The 19,327-nt window shown below is 63.3% G+C and carries 24 protein-coding genes and 1 tRNA gene; 19 read left to right on the forward strand and 6 right to left on the reverse strand.

The features are described 5' to 3' along the window. Nucleotides 1–57 precede the first annotated feature (57 nt). Genes rimM through trmD form a run of 5 tightly spaced genes read left to right on the forward strand, consistent with a single transcriptional unit; the run spans nucleotide 58 to nucleotide 3,777 of the window. Nucleotides 58–579 (forward strand): ribosome maturation factor RimM, encoded by a 522-nt coding sequence (gene rimM / locus ACO07D_RS02035; protein ID WP_421701268.1) that lies wholly within the window; start codon nucleotides 58–60, stop codon nucleotides 577–579. Beyond that, on the forward strand, nucleotides 576–1,346 hold the full coding sequence (locus ACO07D_RS02040; protein WP_421701269.1) for a hypothetical protein: 771 nt from the start codon (nucleotides 576–578) through the stop codon (nucleotides 1,344–1,346). Before rimM ends, ACO07D_RS02040 begins: the two co-directional genes overlap by 4 nt. Continuing rightward, nucleotides 1,343–2,125 carry a hypothetical protein gene (locus tag ACO07D_RS02045; protein WP_421701270.1) on the forward strand — a complete coding sequence of 261 codons (783 nt, stop codon included), beginning with the start codon at nucleotides 1,343–1,345 and terminating at the stop codon, nucleotides 2,123–2,125. The genes ACO07D_RS02040 and ACO07D_RS02045 overlap by 4 nt, the downstream gene beginning before the upstream one ends. Continuing rightward, entirely contained in the window at nucleotides 2,122–2,925 is an 804-nt protein-coding gene (locus tag ACO07D_RS02050) for a hypothetical protein (RefSeq protein ID WP_421701271.1), read from the forward strand. Before ACO07D_RS02045 ends, ACO07D_RS02050 begins: the two co-directional genes overlap by 4 nt. A gap of 39 nt (nucleotides 2,926–2,964) precedes the next feature. After that, entirely contained in the window at nucleotides 2,965–3,777 is an 813-nt protein-coding gene (gene trmD, locus ACO07D_RS02055) for a tRNA (guanosine(37)-N1)-methyltransferase TrmD (protein ID WP_421701272.1), read from the forward strand. A 10-nt stretch (nucleotides 3,778–3,787) separates the two neighbouring features. On the opposite strand, the gene ACO07D_RS02060 is transcribed toward trmD, so the two are convergent. Then, nucleotides 3,788–4,360, reverse strand: a complete 573-nt coding sequence (locus tag ACO07D_RS02060; protein WP_421701273.1) for a cytochrome b — start codon at nucleotides 4,358–4,360, stop codon at nucleotides 3,788–3,790. A 5-nt stretch (nucleotides 4,361–4,365) separates the two neighbouring features. Continuing rightward, nucleotides 4,366–4,956: a YceI family protein gene (locus ACO07D_RS02065; RefSeq protein WP_421701274.1), complete on the reverse strand. Its 591-nt coding sequence runs from the start codon at nucleotides 4,954–4,956 to the stop codon at nucleotides 4,366–4,368. Nucleotides 4,957–5,075: 119 nt separating this feature from the next. On the opposite strand from ACO07D_RS02065, the gene ACO07D_RS02070 reads away from it, so the two are divergent. Further along, nucleotides 5,076–5,531, forward strand: a complete 456-nt coding sequence (locus ACO07D_RS02070) for a MarR family winged helix-turn-helix transcriptional regulator (RefSeq protein ID WP_421701275.1) — start codon at nucleotides 5,076–5,078, stop codon at nucleotides 5,529–5,531. Nucleotides 5,532–5,534: 3 nt separating this feature from the next. Here the strand turns inward: ACO07D_RS02070 and ACO07D_RS02075 are convergent, their stop codons facing one another. Continuing rightward, the gene (locus ACO07D_RS02075) at nucleotides 5,535–6,110 is read right to left on the reverse strand and encodes an NAD(P)H-dependent oxidoreductase (RefSeq protein WP_421701276.1); all 576 of its coding nucleotides are present in this window, start codon (nucleotides 6,108–6,110) and stop codon (nucleotides 5,535–5,537) included. A 110-nt stretch (nucleotides 6,111–6,220) separates the two neighbouring features. On the opposite strand from ACO07D_RS02075, the gene ACO07D_RS02080 reads away from it, so the two are divergent. The 5 genes from ACO07D_RS02080 (at nucleotide 6,221) to ACO07D_RS02100 (ending at nucleotide 9,407) form a co-directional block, all read left to right on the forward strand. Beyond that, the gene (locus tag ACO07D_RS02080; RefSeq protein WP_421701277.1) at nucleotides 6,221–6,820 is read left to right on the forward strand and encodes a TetR/AcrR family transcriptional regulator; all 600 of its coding nucleotides are present in this window, start codon (nucleotides 6,221–6,223) and stop codon (nucleotides 6,818–6,820) included. A gap of 207 nt (nucleotides 6,821–7,027) precedes the next feature. Next, the gene (rplS, locus tag ACO07D_RS02085) at nucleotides 7,028–7,402 is read left to right on the forward strand and encodes a 50S ribosomal protein L19 (RefSeq protein ID WP_421701278.1); all 375 of its coding nucleotides are present in this window, start codon (nucleotides 7,028–7,030) and stop codon (nucleotides 7,400–7,402) included. A gap of 11 nt (nucleotides 7,403–7,413) precedes the next feature. Then, nucleotides 7,414–7,635 (forward strand): 50S ribosomal protein L31, encoded by a 222-nt coding sequence (gene rpmE / locus ACO07D_RS02090; RefSeq protein ID WP_300517176.1) that lies wholly within the window; start codon nucleotides 7,414–7,416, stop codon nucleotides 7,633–7,635. Nucleotides 7,636–7,812: 177 nt separating this feature from the next. Next, a complete protein-coding gene (locus ACO07D_RS02095; protein ID WP_421701279.1) occupies nucleotides 7,813–8,625 on the forward strand; it encodes a division plane positioning ATPase MipZ in 813 nt (270 codons plus the stop codon). A 101-nt stretch (nucleotides 8,626–8,726) separates the two neighbouring features. Continuing rightward, on the forward strand, nucleotides 8,727–9,407 hold the full coding sequence (locus ACO07D_RS02100; RefSeq protein ID WP_421701281.1) for a hypothetical protein: 681 nt from the start codon (nucleotides 8,727–8,729) through the stop codon (nucleotides 9,405–9,407). A 9-nt stretch (nucleotides 9,408–9,416) separates the two neighbouring features. Here the strand turns inward: ACO07D_RS02100 and ACO07D_RS02105 are convergent. Next, nucleotides 9,417–9,503: transfer RNA gene (locus ACO07D_RS02105), tRNA-Leu, on the reverse strand. A 219-nt stretch (nucleotides 9,504–9,722) separates the two neighbouring features. Between ACO07D_RS02105 and lipB the strand changes: the two genes are divergently transcribed. From lipB to ACO07D_RS02135, 6 genes are all read left to right on the forward strand, one after another. After that, a complete protein-coding gene (gene lipB / locus ACO07D_RS02110) occupies nucleotides 9,723–10,379 on the forward strand; it encodes a lipoyl(octanoyl) transferase LipB (RefSeq protein WP_421701282.1) in 657 nt (218 codons plus the stop codon). 75 nt (nucleotides 10,380–10,454) lie between these two features. After that, nucleotides 10,455–10,964: a pseudoazurin gene (locus ACO07D_RS02115; RefSeq protein WP_421701283.1), complete on the forward strand. Its 510-nt coding sequence runs from the start codon at nucleotides 10,455–10,457 to the stop codon at nucleotides 10,962–10,964. Between the two features lie 95 nt (nucleotides 10,965–11,059). Further along, nucleotides 11,060–11,542, forward strand: a complete 483-nt coding sequence (locus ACO07D_RS02120; protein WP_421701284.1) for a c-type cytochrome — start codon at nucleotides 11,060–11,062, stop codon at nucleotides 11,540–11,542. A gap of 353 nt (nucleotides 11,543–11,895) precedes the next feature. Further along, nucleotides 11,896–13,569, forward strand: coding sequence for a cytochrome c oxidase subunit I (locus ACO07D_RS02125; protein WP_421701285.1), 1,674 nt, complete (start codon nucleotides 11,896–11,898; stop codon nucleotides 13,567–13,569). 68 nt (nucleotides 13,570–13,637) lie between these two features. After that, nucleotides 13,638–14,165, forward strand: a complete 528-nt coding sequence (locus ACO07D_RS02130; RefSeq protein WP_421701286.1) for a hypothetical protein — start codon at nucleotides 13,638–13,640, stop codon at nucleotides 14,163–14,165. Further along, a complete protein-coding gene (locus ACO07D_RS02135) occupies nucleotides 14,165–14,707 on the forward strand; it encodes a DUF2244 domain-containing protein (protein WP_421701287.1) in 543 nt (180 codons plus the stop codon). The genes ACO07D_RS02130 and ACO07D_RS02135 overlap by 1 nt, the downstream gene beginning before the upstream one ends. 88 nt (nucleotides 14,708–14,795) lie before the next feature. Here ACO07D_RS02135 and ACO07D_RS02140 read toward each other — a convergent pair whose 3' ends face one another. After that, on the reverse strand, nucleotides 14,796–15,257 hold the full coding sequence (locus tag ACO07D_RS02140) for a GatB/YqeY domain-containing protein (protein ID WP_421701288.1): 462 nt from the start codon (nucleotides 15,255–15,257) through the stop codon (nucleotides 14,796–14,798). Nucleotides 15,258–15,450: 193 nt separating this feature from the next. Here ACO07D_RS02140 and carA point away from each other — a divergent pair, with 193 nt between their 5' ends. Together carA and ACO07D_RS02150 are read left to right on the forward strand one after the other, a co-directional pair. Further along, nucleotides 15,451–16,623, forward strand: coding sequence for a glutamine-hydrolyzing carbamoyl-phosphate synthase small subunit (gene carA, locus ACO07D_RS02145; protein ID WP_421701289.1), 1,173 nt, complete (start codon nucleotides 15,451–15,453; stop codon nucleotides 16,621–16,623). A gap of 131 nt (nucleotides 16,624–16,754) precedes the next feature. Beyond that, nucleotides 16,755–18,710, forward strand: coding sequence for a glycosyltransferase family 2 protein (locus ACO07D_RS02150; protein ID WP_421701290.1), 1,956 nt, complete (start codon nucleotides 16,755–16,757; stop codon nucleotides 18,708–18,710). Here the strand turns inward: ACO07D_RS02150 and ACO07D_RS02155 are convergent. Further along, nucleotides 18,676–19,326 (reverse strand): GntR family transcriptional regulator, encoded by a 651-nt coding sequence (locus ACO07D_RS02155; protein WP_421701291.1) that lies wholly within the window; start codon nucleotides 19,324–19,326, stop codon nucleotides 18,676–18,678. The two genes, ACO07D_RS02150 and ACO07D_RS02155, sit on opposite strands and share 35 nt — an antisense overlap. Nucleotide 19,327 lies beyond the last annotated feature (1 nt).

Consider the following 19,327-nt stretch of genomic DNA (forward strand, 5'->3'; position numbering starts at 1 on the left):
CGCGCCCGGCGCGGATCAAGGACAAAGACGCAACGACCAGAGCAAGGGGTGAAACCCATGTCCGAACCCATATCCGACAAGATTTGCGTGGGCGCCATCGGTGGCGCTTTCGGCGTGCGCGGTGATGTGCGCCTGAAAAGCTTCTGCGCCGATCCCGAGGCGATCACCGACTACGGCACTTTGACCTCGGAAGACGGCGCTCGGAGCTTTGAGATCACGCTGACCGGCCCGATCAAAACCGGCTTCTCCGCCCGCATTGACGGAGTGGAGACCAAGGAACAGGCCGATGCGCTGAACGGTGTGCGCCTCTATGTGGCGCGCGACGCGCTGCCCTCCCTGCCCGATGACGAGTTCTACCATACCGACCTGATTGGCCTTGCGGTCTTCGACACCGGTGGGGTCGAAATCGGCCGCGTAACCGCCGTGAATAACCACGGCGCCGGGGATTTCCTGGAGATCGAAGGCCCGGGCATCCGCAACACCGCGCTTCTGCCCTTTACCCTCGAGGCGGTGCCGACCGTGGACCTGACCGCCGGACGCATCATCATCGACCCGCCCGACGGGGTGCTGCCCGAATGACCCGTTTGGTCGTGCATTCTGGGTTTCATGGCCCGGACACGGCCGCTCTGAACCGTTTGGTGCACCACAACCATCACGAGCTGCGCGCTGCCGGGCTGGAGGTGCTGCACCGCGCCTACATGATTGGGCTGGAAGCCGCCGTAGAGCGCAGCGCCACAGCAAACAGCCGCTACGACCCGGTCTGGGGTGGCCGTTCCTGGGCCGAGCGGGCCTTGACAGCCGAGGCCATCGGCGACGCGCGGGCCGTGATCCTGACCGGCAAAGGGTTGGCGGGGCGCATGCCCGGCTGGCGTGATGTGATCGGCTACGACCACCTGCCCCCGGCCATCGAGGGCGTGGCTCAAGGCCTGGCCGAAGCGGGACACGACATCGCTCTGCACTATACGCTCTGCCCGCCCGAGGTCTTTCTGGACCATTGCCACTGGACGCTTCTGACCGGGGCAGCGATAGCCATGACACGCGACGCGTTTTGGGCGCGCTACCACGCGGCGGCGGACCTGATTGGCATGGTCGAGCGTATCCGCGCGCGGCTTGACCCGATCCCGGTTACCTGGGCCATGATCGACGGCGAGGAGCCCAACCCCACGCCGCTTTATCACGCTGCAGGGCTTGATCCGAAGGGCATCGTCGACCTCCTTCCTCCGCCACGCCGACGCCGTCGCGGATATGACCCTGCGCTCGAACAGGAGATCCTGGCGCTGCACGACTCGCCCAACCATCGCGCGATGATCGACCGTATCAGTGACCTGTTGAGGGAGGCGGAATGAGCCCGCCTCGCATCCTCGTCCATGCCGGGTTCTACAAGACCGGCACCACCAGCCTGCAGGGATTTCTGTCCGAGAACCGTGCGGCACTTGCACCCTGGTTTACCTATTATGGCCAGGGCGAGTTCCACGGCGCGGGTGCCAAGGCGCGCGAGTATACCCAAACGCCCCTTCCCGGCGGTTTGAAAGCCTTTCGTCTCGCCCTGCGTGGCTTTCTGGCCGCGGTTCCGGACGGCACCGATCTGGTGCTGTCTCGTGAAAACTTCACCGGCGCCATGCCTGGTCACCGCGATTGGCTAGGGCGCCCGATCACCGGATTTCCCTGCGCCAAGCCCCTGCTGCGTGACCTTAAGAAGGAGCTGTTCCGCCGTTTCGGCCCCGGCACACAGGTCGAGCTGCTGTTCACCGCTCGCGCGCGCGAGGCTTGGCTGCGATCGGTACACGGTCACCTTCTGCGCTCTATCCGGCTGGAGGAGGACTTCGACAGTTTCTCCCACCATTTCAACCGACTGGGCGCGCTGGAGGATGAGGCGCGGCGATTGGATGCGGATCACATCGCACGGATCGAGGATTATGCCGATCACCCGGCGGGACCGGCGAAAGCGGTGCTCGACCTGATGGGTGTGCCCGAAGAGGTGCAGGCAGAGCTGCACCCGGCTCGTCGCCGCAATGTTGGGCAAAGCCGGGAGTTGAAGGCAGAGTTTCTGCGCTTGAACCGCTCGGACCTGTCGAAGCCCGACTTGAAGGCGGCCAAGGCGGCCTTGTTGGAGGAAGGCACATGACCCGCCAACGCATCATCCTGCACCCGGGCTTTCACAAGACCGCCACCAGCACGGTGCAGACCTGCCTGCACCAGAACGGCCCGCATATCTGGCCGACAACGGCGCTAGGGCTGGGCTTCAAATTCCCCGAGTTGCTGCATGCCGCACGGGGGTTCTCCACCTGGCGCGACCCGTTCACGCTTGAAAAATTTGCAACCCGTCTTAGTGCCTTCCTGACCCAGTTGGACCTGCCGCCAACCCGCAAGCTGGTGATGAGCGCCGAGGAGCTGGCGGGTCACATGCCCGGGCGGCGCGAGGTGGCGGATTACTCTGCCATGCCCGGGCTGATGGTTCGCGCCATCGAAGTCTTTGAGGAGCAGTATCCACAGGGCATAGACCTGACCATCGCCCTGTCCACCCGCGCACCTGACGCCTGGCTCGACAGTGCCTGGGCCGAACATGTGAAATCCTCGCGCATGGTGTTGGAGCTGGAGGCGTTTCGCAGCCGATATGCCTCTGCCGGGGATCTCGATGCCGTGGTCGATACGTTGCGCAGCGCGGTGGATCACCCGGTGGTCAACTGGCGGCTGGAAGACACACGCAATCTGCCACTCGGCCCAGCGGAACCGCTCATCGACCTGATCGACCTACCTTCGGAACGCCGCGCCGCGCTTCAGCCCGCGCCAGAGCAGAACGCCCGCTGGCCCCGCGAGGTGTTGGAGGAGATGCTGGCACTGAACCGGTCGGATCTGGACCCCGAGGCGCTGAAGGCGGCCAAACAAGCGGTTGTTACCCGACATCGCCAAACCGCCCCCAGCTGAGCGCTTTTCTCTCCCGCGCAGGCAGGCTATTCAGACGCCATGAGCGAGACACCGAAAAAGCCCAAATCCCATGGCCGCCTGGCCATCCGTCCGACCTTCCAGCCGCGCGAGTTGCTGCAGGACTCGCCCCAGGTTGCAGGCGTCTGGACCGCCCGCGTGATCACCCTTTTCCCGCAGGCCTTCCCGGGTGTTCTGGGCGAAAGCCTGACCGGCAAGGGGTTGAAGGACGGGCTCTGGGGGCTCGAGCCCATTGACCTGCGCCGCTTTGGCGAGGGCAAGCATCGCAATGTGGACGACACCCCCGCAGGCGGTGGCGCGGGCATGGTGCTGCGCCCGGATGTGTTGGGCAATGCGCTGGACATGGCCTCGGCGGGCACACCACTGGACCGGGCGAAATGGCCAGTGGTCTACATGTCGCCGCGCGGCAAGCCCTTCGACCAGGCGATGGCGCGGCGTTTCGCGACGGCTGAAGGCATGACGATACTTTGCGGTCGGTTCGAGGGGGTGGATGAACGGGTGCTGGAAGAATACGCAGTCGAGGAAGTCTCCCTAGGCGATTTCGTCCTGACCGGCGGCGAGATCGCCGCCCAGGCCCTGCTGGATGCCACGGTGCGCCTGATCCCCGGCATGCTGGGCAACTCGGACAGCATTGAAGAAGAAAGCTTCGCCCACGGGCTGCTGGAGCACCCACAATACACCCGACCGGCTGAATGGCGGGGGCGGGGCATTCCCGAGGTGCTGACTTCGGGCCATCACGGCAAGGTGGAGCAATGGCGCCGTGAGATGAGCGAGAAGATCACCCGCGAGCGCCGTCCGGACCTGTGGGATAAGCACCTCAAGGACAAGGGCTGATCCCCGGGGCTTACTTGCCGAAGGTCATGCGTTTCAGCACATCGTCGCGCTGCACCGAATGGTGCCAGATCGCGGCACCGGCATGGGCCAGCAACAGCAGCCCCAGCGCAATCGCGCCTAGGAAATGCACCTGTGCAAACAGCGCTTCGAGCTTCTCGTCGCCGGGCACGAACGGGTCATACATGACAAACCAGTCGAAGACCTTGTTCTCGACCCCAAAACGATCCTGCAGAGGCGAGGCCGAGGCCATCAGCCAGCCCGAGATCGGCATCAGGAACATCAGCGCATAGAGCCCGAGATGGCCTGCATGGGCGGCGAACCGTTCAAGCGGTGACATATGATCGGGCAGATGCGGGGTTTGCCGGTTCAGCCCCCGCCAGACCACACGCACCAGGGCCAGGGCGAAGACGACGAAGCCCCAGCTCTTGTGGATCTGCACCAAGCGGAACTGCTCCAGCACATCCTCGACGAAGTAGGTCATCCAGGTGCCCAGCCCCAGAAGGAACAGGATCACCCCGGCCACCGCCCAGTGCAGGAGGCGCGCAGGCGCCCCCCAACTTGTCGTGCTGTTCATCAGCCGCATGGAGGTTATTCCCAGCCGCCCGCGCGCAGCTCGGCCGAGATTTCCAGGCGCACCTCATCCGAGGTCACGGGGGCGAACATGCCAACACCATAATCCGAGCGCAGCATGTCGGCGGTGCCTTCCACACCAATCCATTCACCTTTGTAGTAGTCGAAGAAGTCGCCCAGCGGATGCGGCCCGTTGTGGTTCAGCACCATGTTCAGCGTGACCGGGGCGGTTTGGTCCTTGATGGTCAGGTCGCCCACCAGGGTCAGGGTGTTGTCACCGGTCTGGCTGGCGCTGGTCGAGGTAAAGGTGATTTCCGGGAAGTTGCCCACGTCAAAGAAGTCACCGCTCATCAAATGCTCGTCCAGCGCGGCAACGCCGGTGCTGACACTGGCCGGGTCCACGGTCACGGTGACCTTGGTGGCTTCGACGTTGGCCGGATCGAAATCAACCTCGCCGCCGATCACAGTCCACTGGCCCGACTGTTCAGACAGGCCCGCGTGGTTGTAATAAAAGCGGATTTCCGTGTGGCCCGGATCGAACTTGTAGATCTCGGCGCTGGCGGTGGTTGCGGTCAGGGTCAGCATGGTGCCAAGCAGAAGCTGTTTCATTGCACGTGTCCTTTTGCCATTGTGTGCCCGGGAATGAGCAGGATATTAGATACATGCGCATGTATCTAATTGGCAACCCCAAGGAAACCCCGCCCAGGCGGGCATAACGGAAATGTGAGATGGACCGAAAACCGACAGAGAGCACAACAGCCATCTGGGTTCTCCTGAACATCGCCCACAAACGGGTGACGCAGACCTTTGAAACCGAGCTGCGCCGGGCGGGCCTGCCCCCGGCGGCCTGGTATGACGTGCTTTGGGGGTTGGAGATGTATCCCGACGGGCTGCGCCAGAACCAGCTTGAACGCATGAGCCTGTTTGACCAGGCCAACCTGTCACGCACGATCAAGCGCATGGTCGAGGACGGGCTGGTCACCCAGATCCCCGCCCCCGAGGACCGACGCGGCCGCATCTTGTCCATAACCGACGCGGGCCGCGCCCTGCGCCTGGCGATGTGGCAAGTCTATGGCCCGCTGATGATCTCGGAAATCGAGCACAAGGTGCCGAAAGGGCTGGCCCAGGGGCTGGTGGACGGGCTGCAATCGCTCGTGCCCGAATTCGACAAGGTCGAACCCTGAGCCTTACGCCGCCAGCGCGCGCACCCGGTCCAGCCAACGTGCCACTTGCCCCTCGCCCGGGTGGCTGGCCTGGGCAAAATGCACCACGCGCACCGGTTTGAACCCGACGAAGCCCAGGATCTGCCGCTTGATCTGCCAATAAAGCGGGCGGTGCAGCAGGAAACGGAAATACCACCATGGGCTGTCCGAGGTCAGGATCACCTGTGCCGAGCGCCCGGACAGCAGCGGTTTCGGCAACCCCTTTCCGCGCGTATCGAAGGTAAGCCCAGGTAGGAAGGTGCGGTCAAACAGCCCCTTCAGCTTGGCCGGCAGGCCGCCCCACCACATCGGTGTGGCCAGCACGAAATGCTCGCACCACTCAAGATCAGCCAGGAACTGTTCCAACACCGGCTCCAGCGGTTTGTGCTGCGCATAGCCCGCAAATCCGTAATCCGGGTCGAAATCCATTTCGGATAGGTGCAACACGCGCACCTCGTGCCCGGACGCCTCAGCCGCCCTTGCATAGGCCTGGGCCATCTGCCGCGACAGTGATCCGCTGGCCGGGTGTCCGTCCAGGACGAGGATTCGTTTTACTGACATGTCTGCCTCCGTGAGTCGCAAAAATTGACCGCGGTCAATTTATGATTGCAAAAACTGACCGCGGTCAATATCAAATTTGACCACGGTCATAAATCGTGTCAGAAAGCACCATGCCCGATACAATCCAACCCCGAACGCTGAAGACCCGCGCCCGCCTTGTGGACGCCGCCGAAGAGGTCATTTCTGAGACCGGCTTCGGTGCCATGCGCGTGGAAGAGGTTGTGCGCCGCGCCGGCGTCGCCAAGGGCACCTTCTTTGCCCATTTCCGCGACAAGGACGCGCTGATGGACCGGCTGATCGGCGCCCGCATTGAGGCCGAGCTTGACCGACTGGCGGCCCAACCCGCCCCGACCACGGTTTCGGACCTCGTGTCAGCCCTGATGCCGCTCATGGACCTGATGACCTGCGAACGCTACGTGTTCGACGTGATCCTGCGCCATTCCGGCGCGGCTGTTGTCGAAGAAATTGGCCCCATCGCCTCGACCTTCGAGCGCTTTGTTACGGTTGCGGCGAGTTGGATCGCCCAGGGGCCATTTCGCCGTGACGCCGATCCCGCCTTGTTGGCCGAAGGTGTGCAGGCTTTCATGTTCCAGGCTATGGCGCTGAACTTCTGCAGCCTGAACAACACGCGCCCGCTCCGGGACCGGTTGACCCCATTCCTCGACCTTTGGCTGCCGTCGCACAATCCCCTTGATCCACAGGGGCAATAGGCCTATACCCCGCCCGTCCGGGACTGGAATCAGCCCCAGGACCTGTTTTGCCGTGGGCACGTGTTTCCGTGCAACCGACTGCGGCGGGCAGCGACAAGAAACGGCGACTTACCTCCTGCGGGCGCAAATGCGGACCCGGTGACAACCTGGAGCTCTGGACGGCACACACCTTTGCGGATCAACCGCAGGCAAAAAGGAGAAGATCAGATGGACCTGATCGCACAGCTGGAGGCGGAACAAATTGCCGCCCTGGGGAAAGACATCCCCGACTTCAAAGCCGGCGACACCATTCGTGTCGGCTATAAAGTGACCGAAGGCTCGCGTTCGCGCGTGCAGAACTACGAAGGCGTCTGCATCGGCCGCAAGAACGGCGAAGGCATTGCCGGCTCGTTCACCGTGCGCAAGATTTCCTTTGGTGAAGGCGTGGAACGTGTGTTCCCGCTGTACTCGACCAACATCGACAGCATCACCGTCGTGCGCCGTGGCCGCGTGCGTCGCGCCAAGCTGTACTACCTGCGTTCGCGCCGCGGCAAATCGGCCCGCATCGCCGAAGACGCCAACTACAAGCCCAAGAAAGCCTGAGGACCGTCGACATGAAAAAGGATCTGCATCCCGACTATCACATGATCGAGGTCAAGCTGACCGACGGCACCTCGTATCAGATGAAATCCACCTGGGGCGCCGAAGGCGACGTTCTCCAGCTGGACATCGACCCCACCGTGCACCCGGCCTGGACCGGTGGCGGTGCCCGCCTGCTGGACACCGGCGGCCGCGTGTCGAAGTTCAAATCGAAATACGAAGGCTTTGGCTTCTGAGCCAAAACCTGATGGTTTCACCGAAACGCCGCTCCCCCGGGGGCGGCGTTTTTCGTTGCCGCCCTGCGCTCTTTTCAATCCATCTCTCTGATGCCTCTTCCAACCGCCCGGACAGGGAATTATAGTTCGCCAACCCCCGCGCAAAGACGGGGCCTTGGGTAACGAAGGGACAGTATCGTGGCGCATATCATCGTCGTCGGGAACGAAAAGGGCGGAGCGGGCAAATCCACCGTCTCCATGCATGTGGCCACGGCGCTCGCGCGTATGGGGCATTCGGTTGGCGTGTTGGATCTGGACCTGCGCCAGAAGAGCTTCGGCCGTTTCGTGCAAAACCGCCGCAAGACAATGGAAGGGATCGGGTTGGAACTGCCCACCCCCGACTATCGTGATTTGCCAGAGGTGGATCGCTCGGCCCTGAGCCCCGGCGAAAACCCCTATGACCGCCGCCTGTCACTGGCGGTCGCCGGACTGGAGCCGGACGCGGATTTCATCGTGATCGACTGCCCCGGCTCGCACACGCGCCTGAGCCAGGTCGCCCATTCGCTGGCCGACACGCTGATCACACCGCTCAATGACAGTTTCGTGGATTTTGACCTGCTGGCCCATGTGGACCCGGACAGCGGCAAGATCACCCGACCTTCGGTCTATTCGGAAATGGTCTGGAATGCCCGTCAACTGCGCGCGCAGGCCGGGCTGAAACCGATCGACTGGGTCGTCGTGCGCAACCGTCTGGGCGCGCAAATGATGCACAACAAGAAGAAGATGGGTGCCGCGCTGGACGCCTTGTCAAAGCGCATCGGCTTTCGCGTGGCGCCGGGCTTCAATGAACGTGTCATCTTCCGCGAACTCTTTCCGCGGGGCCTGACCCTTCTGGACCTGCGCGATGTGGGGGTTCTGGGACAGATGAACATCTCGAACGTCGCTGCTCGTCAGGAGCTGCGCGACCTGATGAAGGCGCTGGACCTGCCGGGGGTCGAGGTGCGGATCTGATGTCGCTCAACCATACCTAGAAATCACCTCATTTCAGCCTCAGGAGTGACCTGATGCGCTGCGCATCTGCGCAGGCAAAACGTATCAGTTCACGAGGCCCCATGGCACCGACCCTTTTTCACGACACCCGCAACTGTCTTCTGGTGGCGCGTATTCCCAATGTGGATCCTGCATCCCCCGCAACGCTCGAACGCAGCTTGAATGATGTTGACGCAGCACTGGACCTGATTGCCGACGAACTGGGCAACAGCGACTATTTCGCATTCGCCCTGGACATGTCGGCGGACAACGAGGTCAGCAAAAGCGGCGGTGAGTTCGATCCCGAATACGCCACCAACCCCGAGTTTTGGGTGGCTGTTCACAAGCAAACCTCTCTGCGCCCACGTATCGCGCAAATTCTGGCGCGCTTTGAACAGTTGCTGATCGCTGCACAGGATCTCCAGCGCTCAACTGAAAGCCTGTGGGAAAGCGACGAGTTCCAGTTCGGCGAACCCCTGGCCACTTTCATGGCGCTGCTCGACGTGAATTTCGTTCCTGCCTACACCCGCCTGCTGCGACAGTGGGACATGCTGTCGGAAGTAATGCAGGGGCAGGCGATCACCCTGATGATCGAGCGCCACGGCATCTGTCCCGAGATCGAAGAACTCCTGGTCGCCCGCGTGGCCGAAAATCCGGGTCAGGCCAGCGACGACCAGTTGGAAGAGCTGATCCCCCTGCTGGACAAGGCCTATGGCAGCTACGCGGGCTCCGCGCTTGAGCAGCGGATTAACGGTTCTCGATAAGGGAAGGCTTGGTGCGGTCGGCGGGACTCGAACCCGCACGAGTGTTACCTCACAGCGACCTCAACGCTGCGCGTCTACCAATTCCGCCACGACCGCAAGTCAGGCTAGGTGCGCGGTGTTTATCCGAGCCCCGCGGGCTTGTGAAGAGGAAAACGACGCGCCAACCTTGCAAATCGCACCTACCGTCCACCCCACCGACAAGACCGCCCGTTCACCCCGCACAAACGGCGGCGGAGGTGGCGGCCGGACGGGGCTCGATGCCCCGGCTGGCCGCGCCCCTTGTCCCGCATCGCGACAGGGGTTAAGTCCCATCGCATGGTGACTTGGGAAACAACCGAAGGGCTCGTGCCCTATGAGGACGCCGTGGCACGCATGGAGGCCCACGCCGACGCGATGGCGCGCGGCGAGGCGGACGAGCTTATCTGGCTCCTGGAACACCCGCCGCTCTACACCGCCGGCACCTCCGCCGACCCCGCCGACCTGGTGGATCCGGAACGCTTTCCGGTGCACCCCTCCAAGCGCGGCGGGCAATATACCTACCACGGCCCTGGTCAACGTGTGGTCTATGTCATGCTGGACGTGGGCAAACGCGGCCATGACGTGCGCCGCTTCGTCAAACAGCTTGAGGAATGGGTGATTGCCGCCCTGGCCGAATTCAACGTCACCGGCGAGATCCGCGAGGGCCGGGTCGGCGTCTGGGTCACCCGCACCGACAAACCGCTGACCGTCACCGGCCAGTCCCCCGAGGACAAGATCGCCGCGATCGGCATCCGCCTGCGCAAGTGGATCAGCTTTCACGGTATCTCGATCAATGTTGAACCGAACCTCGAGCATTTCTCCGGCATCGTGCCCTGTGGCATCTCGGAACACGGGGTGACCAGCCTGGTCGACCTGGGACTGCCGGTCACCATGGCTGATGTCGATATCGCCCTGCGCCGCAGTTTCGAACAGGTCTTCGAACTCGAGGCCTGACTCCGGCCACAACAAGCTGATGCGCCAGGGGACAGCGTCCTCCGAAGCACATCACACAAGATCGAGGAGCCTCCCATGCCCCAAACCCGACGCACACACCTGAAGATGCTCGGTGCAAGCCTTGGTCTGAGCACCCTGCCCAGCGGGCTCATGGCCTCCGACGACACCACCACCGATGCCCCCAAGACCCATGTGGTTGAAATGTTGAACAAACACCCCGAGGACAGCAAGCAGCGCAACGTCTTCGTACCGGACATCCTGCGTGCCAAGCCCGGCGACACGATCCGGTTCGTCACCGTGGATAAGGGCCACAACTCGGCCTCGGCCGCCAACATGCTGCCAGAGGGTGGCCAAACCTGGGACGGCAAGATCTCGAAGGATGTCGAGGTGACGCTGACGACGGAAGGCGCCTATGGCTATTACTGCACCCCGCATCGCAGCCTGGGCATGGTCGGATTGATCCTGGTTGGCGATGTCTCGGGCAATTACGACGCGGTGAAAGCGGTGCGCCAGAGGGGCAAGGCCAAGACGGTCTATGCCGACATTTTCACCCGCGCCGATGCGCTGTTGGCCGCCGAAGCCTGAACAACCGTGGCAATCTGCCACAGCCAGACACTTTCACAAACGGCCGTTTCCCCTTACATAGTGCCGAGCAAGGAATGTCACCCAGCGAGGATCTCATGAAAATCATTCTGTCCACTGCCGCCGCCGTTCTTGCCCTGTCGGGCGCCGCTTTTGCCGAAGCCGACATCGAGAAGGGCGAGAAGGTCTTCAAGAAGTGCAAGGCCTGCCACGCCGTCATCGACCCCGAGGGCGAGGTTCTGATGAAGGGCGGCAAGACCGGTCCGAACCTTTACGGCATCATCGGTCGCCAGGCCGGCACCGCCGAAGACTTCGGCAAGTATGGCGATTCACTGGTCGCCGCTGGTGAAGGTGGTCTGGTCTGGACCGAAGAGCTGCTGGCCGCCTACACCATGGACCCGAAGGCCTTCCTGGCCGAACAGCTGGGCGGGTCCGCCAAATCGAACATGACCTTCAAGCTGCGCAAGGATGAAGAAGCCGCCAACGTCGCCGCTTTCCTGGCCAGCCTGGCCCCGGCGCCCGAAATGACCGACGGTGAGGGCGAAGGCGAGGCTGAAGGCGAAGCTGACAGCGACAGCTAAGTTACGGCGGGCGTAACGCGCCCAGGCCGCAACACATTTCAGACCCCGCCCCTGCCTGTGCAGGGGCGGGGTTTTCCCTTTCGGCCCGGATTTCCTGCCACAGCACCGCCCCTGGGACAGGCCGCGATTCGCCCACCGCAACCCCTGTGAGCGCCACCATCCCCCTCGGTCGCCCAACGCGCCTGCCGCAACTGCACAACAGAGCCGCATGAAGCGCCACTTTTTTGCCTCCGCCCCGCTGCGACCCGTTGCCCTGCGACAATTCGCCCCTTAAAAACATTCCAAGCCCATGATGGACGCGGAGTGACTCTCTGTATCCTGGCTCAAGGAAAACCCCAGAGGGAGGCACATACATGGCGGACGCAGCCATTCACGGCCATGACCACGAAGATACCCGCGGGTTCTTCACGCGCTGGTTCATGTCCACCAACCACAAGGACATCGGGCTTCTGTACCTGATCGTTGCCGGCATCACCGGCTTCATCTCGGTCAGCTTCACGGTCTACATGCGACTGGAGCTGATGGAACCGGGGGTCCAGTACATGTGTCTCGAGGGCGCGCGCTTCATCGCCGATGCCTCGGCCGAATGTACGCCGAACGGGCACCTCTGGAACGTGATGATCACCTACCACGGCGTTCTGATGATGTTCTTTGTCGTCATTCCCGCCCTGTTCGGTGGTTTCGGCAACTATTTCATGCCCTTGCAGATCGGCGCGCCGGACATGGCCTTCCCGCGCATGAACAACCTGTCCTTCTGGATGTATGTGGCCGGTGTCGCCCTGGGCGTCGCCTCGCTGCTGTCGCCCGGAGGCAATGACCAGCTGGGCTCTGGCGTGGGCTGGGTGCTCTACCCGCCGCTGTCGACCACCGAAGCGGGCACCTCGATGGACCTGGCGATCTTCGCCGTGCACGTCTCGGGCGCCTCGTCGATCCTGGGCGCGATCAACATGATCACCACCTTCCTGAACATGCGTGCCCCGGGCATGACCCTGTTCAAGGTGCCGCTGTTTGCCTGGTCGATCTTCGTCACGGCCTGGCTGATCCTCCTGTCGCTGCCCGTCCTGGCCGGCGCGATCACCATGCTGCTGATGGACCGCAACTTCGGCACGACCTTCTTCGATCCGGCCGGTGGCGGTGACCCGATCCTGTACCAGCACATCCTGTGGTTCTTCGGCCACCCGGAAGTCTATATCGTGATCCTGCCCGGCTTCGGTCTTGTCAGCCACGTCTTCGCGACGTTCGCGCGCAAGCCGATCTTCGGTTACCTGCCGATGGTCTGGGCGCTGATCGCCATCGGCTTCCTGGGCTTTGTCGTCTGGGCGCACCACATGTACACGGTCGGCATGAGCCTGCAGCAGCAGAGCTACTTCATGCTTGCGACAATGGTCATTGCGGTGCCCACCGGCGTGAAGATCTTCAGCTGGATCGCCACCATGTGGGGCGGCTCGGTCGAGTTCAAGACGCCGATGCTCTTCGCCCTCGGTTTCCTGATCCTCTTCACCATCGGCGGCGTGACCGGCGTGGTGCTGAGCCAGGCCGGTGTGGACCGCGTCTATCACGACACCTACTACGTCGTGGCGCACTTCCACTACACCATGTCGATGGGCGCGGCCTTTACCATCTTTGCCGGGATCTACTTCTACTTCGGCAAGATGACCGGTCGTCAGTATCCGGAGTTCCTGGGCAAGCTGCACTTCTGGCTGTTCTTCATCGGCGTGAACCTGACCTTCTTCCCGCAGCACTTCCTGGGTCGCCAGGGCATGCCGCGCCGCTACATCGACTATCCGGAAGCCTTCGCCTATTGGAACAAGATCAGTTCGATCGGCGCGATGATCTCGTTTGCCTCGTTCCTGCTGTTCATCGGCATCGTGGCCTACAGCCTGCTGGCTGGCCGTCGCGAAACCAAGGCGAACTACTGGAACGAATATGCGGATACGCTGGAATGGACCCTGCCCAGCCCGCCGCCGGAGCACACGTTCGAAATCCTGCCCAAGCAGGAAGACTGGGACAAGGGCCACTCGCACTAATCCCTGAACCACATCGGGCCCGGGCGGAAACGTCCGGGCCCTTTCTTTTTCGACACGGGTAATCCCACATGAGCCTCGCCGATCTGATCCAGGCCCTGACCCTGCTGATCCCGATCCTGGTCGCCTGGCGCACCGCGCGTATTTGGGCCACGTTAACCAGCGCCGGTCTGGTGCTGTTGGCAGGCGCCGGGTTGAACACCTTGCTGCTGGAGGCCGCACCGGGCCTCTATGCCCCATCCTCTGGCGCGAGTGACCTGCAGGGCACCTTTTACATCGCGACACCGACCAGCCATTTTATAACCATGGGGCTCGTCTGCCTCGGCCTCGCCCTGCCCCTTTGGGCGCTGGAACGCCACAACGCATTGCTAGTCCGCCCCGTGGCCTGGGCCGGAGCCTTCAGCCTGCTGATAGCGCAGGTCGCAGGCTGGTTCCTACCGCGCCTGGCCCTTGCATTTTCCACGGTCGAGGACTTCGATCAGATGCGCGCCCTGTTCACCAAAGTTAACACGGCGAGTGCCGCCCTGATCTTTTCCATGCCACTCTCGGTGGCCCTGCTGATCGCGGTCATGGCAATTTCAGCCCTGAGGCGCCGCTGATGCCCACGGAATGGGTCACGCGCCTGACCGAACCGCCCCCGGCCGACCACCCGCCCAGCTTCACCGCCGGAGACCCGCCCGTGGCGAAGCTCCACGCCTGGCCCTTCCGATCGCTGCCCCGGCGTGGTTTCGTCGGTTTCATCGGCATGGCCTTTCTGTTCCTGATGATCCCGCTGTTCCCACTGATCGGCACGGCGCTGCTCTGGGGCCTCCTGCCCTTCGCGCTCGCCGCCCTGGGTGGCCTCTGGTTCTTCATTGAAAAGAGCTACAAGGACGGCGAAATCCTGGAAGAACTGCGCCTCTGGCCCGATCATGTCGAGCTGGTGCGAAACGGTCCCCAGCGCGGGCGACAAAGCTGGCAGGCAAACCCCTATTGGGTCACGGTCGAGATGCACAAGACCGGCGGGCCTGTTCCGAATTACATCACCCTCACCGGCAATGGCCGCACCGTCGAACTAGGCGCCTTCCTCTCGGAGGACGAACGCCCCGCCCTGTTCGACGAATTGCAATCCGTCCTGACCCTGGTGAAAAGTCGTCAGTAACGCGTCACGCCCGAGCGGGGCCTCAGGGCCCCACGAGACATCAAGCGTGCGCGAAGCGCACTCCATTGAACAACAGGATAGACGGGGCTCAGCCCAATTTGGCCTTCACCATCGGGCCAACCATGCCGAAATCCATCTGGCCGGTGTACTGGGCCTTCAGAACGCCCATGACCTTGCCCATGTCGCGAATGCTCTCGGCGCCGACCTCGGCAATGGCCGCTTCGACCGCGGCGGCGGTCTCTTCCTCGGACAGCTGGCGCGGCAGGAACTCTTCGATCACTGTGATCTCTGACAGCTCTTTCTCGGCAAGCTCCAGCCGCCCGCCTTCCTCGTAGGCGCGGGCCGACTCCTGGCGCTGCTTGACCATCTTGCCCAGAATCCCCAGCACATCGGCATCGGTGACCTCGGCGTCTTCCTCGCCCTTACCCCGCAGGTCGATATCCATGTCCTTGATTGCGGCGTTGATCAGGCGAAGGGTCGAAAGACGCTCGGCGTCCTTCTCTTTCATCGCGGTTTTCAGGGCGTCCATCACCCGGCTGCGCATGTCCATCGGTCTTTTGCATCCCCGTGCTTGTCCGAAGTTTCGAACTTACCCAAACCGCCTTCCGCAATCAACCGGGCAGGCATCGCGCTAAGCCTTTGTTTTCAAGGGAAATGTGAAATTTCCCCGCGAATCCGCAGCCCCTTGACCCGGGCCATTCCCCCCCTTAGGTTCCCGCCAGTTTGACCACGGGGAGTCGATCATGTCAGCCGCCACCGCCATCCAGCCTGAAACCGCCAAACCGACCGCCTGCCTGGTGCTGGCAGATGGCACAATCTTCTACGGGATGGGCTTCGGCGCCACCGGCACGACCACAGCAGAGCTCTGCTTCAACACCGCAATGACCGGGTATCAGGAGATCATGACCGACCCGTCCTACGCAGGCCAGGTCGTGACCTTTACCTTCCCGCACATCGGCAATGTCGGCGTGAACCCCGAGGATGACGAGACCGGCGACCCGGTCGCCGCCGGCATGGTGGTGAAATGGGATCCGACCGACCCCTCGAACTGGCGTTCGGTGTCCGAGCTGACCGACTGGCTGGCCAAGCGCGGCCGCATCGGCATCGGCGGCATCGATACCCGCCGCCTGACCCGCGCGATCCGCCAGCAGGGCGCCCCCCACGTGGCCATCGCCCATGACCCCGAGGGCAATTTCGACATCGAGGACCTGCTGGCCCAGGCCCGCGCCTTCCCCGGTCTCGAAGGGCTGGATCTGGCCAAGGACGTGACCTGCGCGCAAAGCTACAAGTGGGACGAGATGCGTTGGGCTTGGCCGGACGGTTTCCCGAAACAGGAAGGCGCCCGCCACAAGGTCGTCGCCCTGGACTTCGGCGCCAAGCGCAACATCCTGCGCTGCCTGGCCTCGGCTGGCTGCGACGTGACGGTGCTGCCGGCCTCCGCCACCGCCGACGAGGTGCTGGCCCACAATCCCGATGGTGTGTTCCTGTCGAACGGCCCCGGCGACCCGGCGGCCACCGGTGAATATGCCGTGCCGATGATCAAGACCATCCTGGAGACCACCGATCTGCCGATCTTCGGCATCTGCCTGGGTCACCAGATGCTGGCCCTGGCGCTCGGCGCCAAGACGATCAAGATGAACCACGGCCACCACGGCGCCAACCATCCGGTCAAGGATCACGACACCGGTAAGGTCGAGATCACCTCGATGAACCACGGATTCGCCGTGGACGCCCAGACCCTGCCCGAGGGCGTGGTGGAAAGCCATGTCTCGCTGTTCGATGGCTCCAACTGTGGCATCCGCATGCAGGACCGCCCGGTCTTCTCGGTGCAATACCACCCCGAAGCCAGTCCTGGCCCGATGGACAGCTATTACCTGTTCGAACGATTCGCCGAGGCGATGGACGCACGCGGCTGACGAACATCGAAACCGGGGCCCAGGCCCCGGTTTTTCGTTGAATTCACCTGTATGAAGATGGGGTTAACGCGCTGTTAACCTTCCTTGCGGCAGGGTCGATACGTTAACCACGTCCGACTCGCAGCCCCGCAATGACCGTCCACAAGTTGAAACTCGTCACGACACGACCGGCGGTCTCCCCGCAGGGGTCAAAGCGCACGCCGCTCGGGCAGCTTCTGCGGCAGATGGGGGCCCTGTCGGACGAGGATCTTGCCACTGCCGTTGCCCTGCAGCAACGTGAAGAGGCACGCTTCGGCGACATCCTTCTGGCAAATGGTTTCGTGACCCGCGCTGACCTCTATGCCGCGCTGGCGTTGCAGTACAACACCTCCATCGCTGATCTGAAATCCGAACCGCCCGACGTGCGGCTGATCGACCGGCTGGGCGCCGAGTTCTGCATTCAAAACGCCGTCCTGCCCTGGAAGCGCGTGGGCGCGGCCACGGTGCTAATCTGCTCGCGCCCCGACCAGTTCGAAGCGCTCAAGGCGCAGATGCCTGCCGAATTCGGCCGCCTCCACCTCGCCATCGCCCCCGAAGAGGACATTCAGACAGCCCTGATCGCCGCCCGCCACCGCTCGTTGGCCATCCGCGCCGAAACGCGTGTGGCGGATCACGAAAGCTGCCGCACCTGGGACCGTGGCCCGGTCGGGCGGCTGGCGGTGGCGATATTGGTGGGCATCATCGCGCTGTTCATCGCCGCCCCGGTGGCAGGCTTTGCCCTGCTGACCGCCTGGGCGGTGCTGACCCTGGTTCTAAACGCCGCGATCCGTGCTGTTGCCGCCGTCTACTACCTGCGCAAGCGCCGCGCAGGCGACACTGTCGAGCCCGCCCGCAGCAATGTCGAATTCCTGTCGCGCCGCCGCAAGGGTGGGATGCAGAAGCTGCCCACCGTGTCGATCATGGTCCCGCTGTTTCACGAGACAGAAATCGCGGGTCGCCTGGTGAAACGCCTCTCTGCCATCTCCTACCCGCGCGAACTGTTGGACATCTGCCTGGTGGTCGAAGAGGACGACACCCTGACCCAGGAAACCATCGCCCGCTCCGACCTGCCGCGCTGGATGCGCCAGATCACCGTGCCGCGCGGGGCGGTGAAGACCAAGCCGCGCGCGCTGAACTTCGCGCTGGATTTCTGCCGCGGCTCCATCATCGGTGTCTATGACGCAGAGGATGCCCCGGACCCCGACCAGATCCACAAGATCGCCCGCCGCTTCTCCGAAGCCGGACCCGAGGTCGCCTGCCTGCAAGGCGTGCTGGATTTCTACAACGCGCGCACCAATTGGCTGAGCCGCTGTTTCACCGTGGAATATGCCGCCTGGTTCCGTATCGTGCTGCCAGGCTTGGAGCAGATGGGCTTCGCCGTACCCCTTGGCGGCACGACGCTGTTCTTTCGCCGCGAGGCGCTGGAGGAACTGGGGGGCTGGGACGCCCATAACGTGACCGAGGACGCCGACCTGGGCATTCGCCTGGCGCGCCACGGCTATACCACCGAGCTGATCCAAACCGTGACCCAGGAAGAGGCCAACTGCCGCGTCTGGCCCTGGGTCAAGCAGCGTTCCCGCTGGATCAAGGGCTATGCGATGACCTGGGGCGTGGCGATGCGTGACCCGGGCGCTTTGCTGCGCGAGCTGGGATGGTGGAAGTTTATCGGCGTGCAGATCCTGTTTGCCGGCACGCTTAGCCAATTCGTGCTGGCCCCGGTGCTCTGGACCTTCTGGGCCCTGCCGCTGGGCCTGCCCCACCCGCTGGTCGGCGTCATGCCGATGGGAATGTTCCTGGGGCTTGGCGCGGTGTTCCTGGCCTCAGAGCTTCTGAACATCGCCGTGGGTGTCATGGCCGTATCGGGCGAGAAACACCGCTGGCTGCGGTGGTGGGTGCCAACGCTGCACTTCTATTATCCGCTTGCCTCATTGGCCGCGTTGAAGGGGTTGGGGGAAATCCTGCACAAGCCCTTCTACTGGGACAAGACGGTGCACGGGATATTTGATGACCACGACCCCGAGGACGACGAGGCGCTCAGCGACGATCCGACGCAGCCGCGTCCAGCTTGAGCCGCGTCTCGAACGCCTGGCTGATATGGGCACGCAGGGCAGCCCCTGCGGCGTCCCCATCGCGCGCCTCGATCGCCTGAACGATCGCCTCGTGTTCGCCCACCGCATTCTCTGCCCGACCTTCGGCCGCAAGTGACGTGGTCGCCAGCAGCGCCATGGTCCGGTGCACCATGTCCAGCTGCTGCACCAGGTAGCGGTTGTGCGACGCCAGATGCAGCTGCTTGTGAAAACGCCGGTTGGTGCGCGCGAGCTCCTCGGGGTTGTCGAGCCGCCCCTTGTCCTCGTCCACCATGTCGCGCAGAACCTTGATTTCCTCCGGCGCGGCGTGCTGTGCAGCCAGGCGTGCGGCCAGCGCTTCAAGCTCGGCGCGGACCGCGTAAAGCTCGGCCAATTGGTTGTGGTTCAGGGACGCGACGATCAACGACCGCCCATCCCGCGCCAACAGCCGCTGCGTCTCCAACCGCTGCAACGCCTCGCGAATGGGGGTGCGCGAGACGCCGAAACGATCCGCCAATTCGCTTTCGACCAGCCGGTCGCCAGGGCGGTACACGCCCACGTCGATGGCATCCAGGATCAGTTCATAGGCATCTTTCTGGCCCGGTTTGGTCTCGTTCACG

Source organism: Aliiroseovarius sp. (genome assembly GCF_965228805.1).
In the GTDB taxonomy this organism is placed as follows: domain Bacteria; phylum Pseudomonadota; class Alphaproteobacteria; order Rhodobacterales; family Rhodobacteraceae; genus JASBTN01.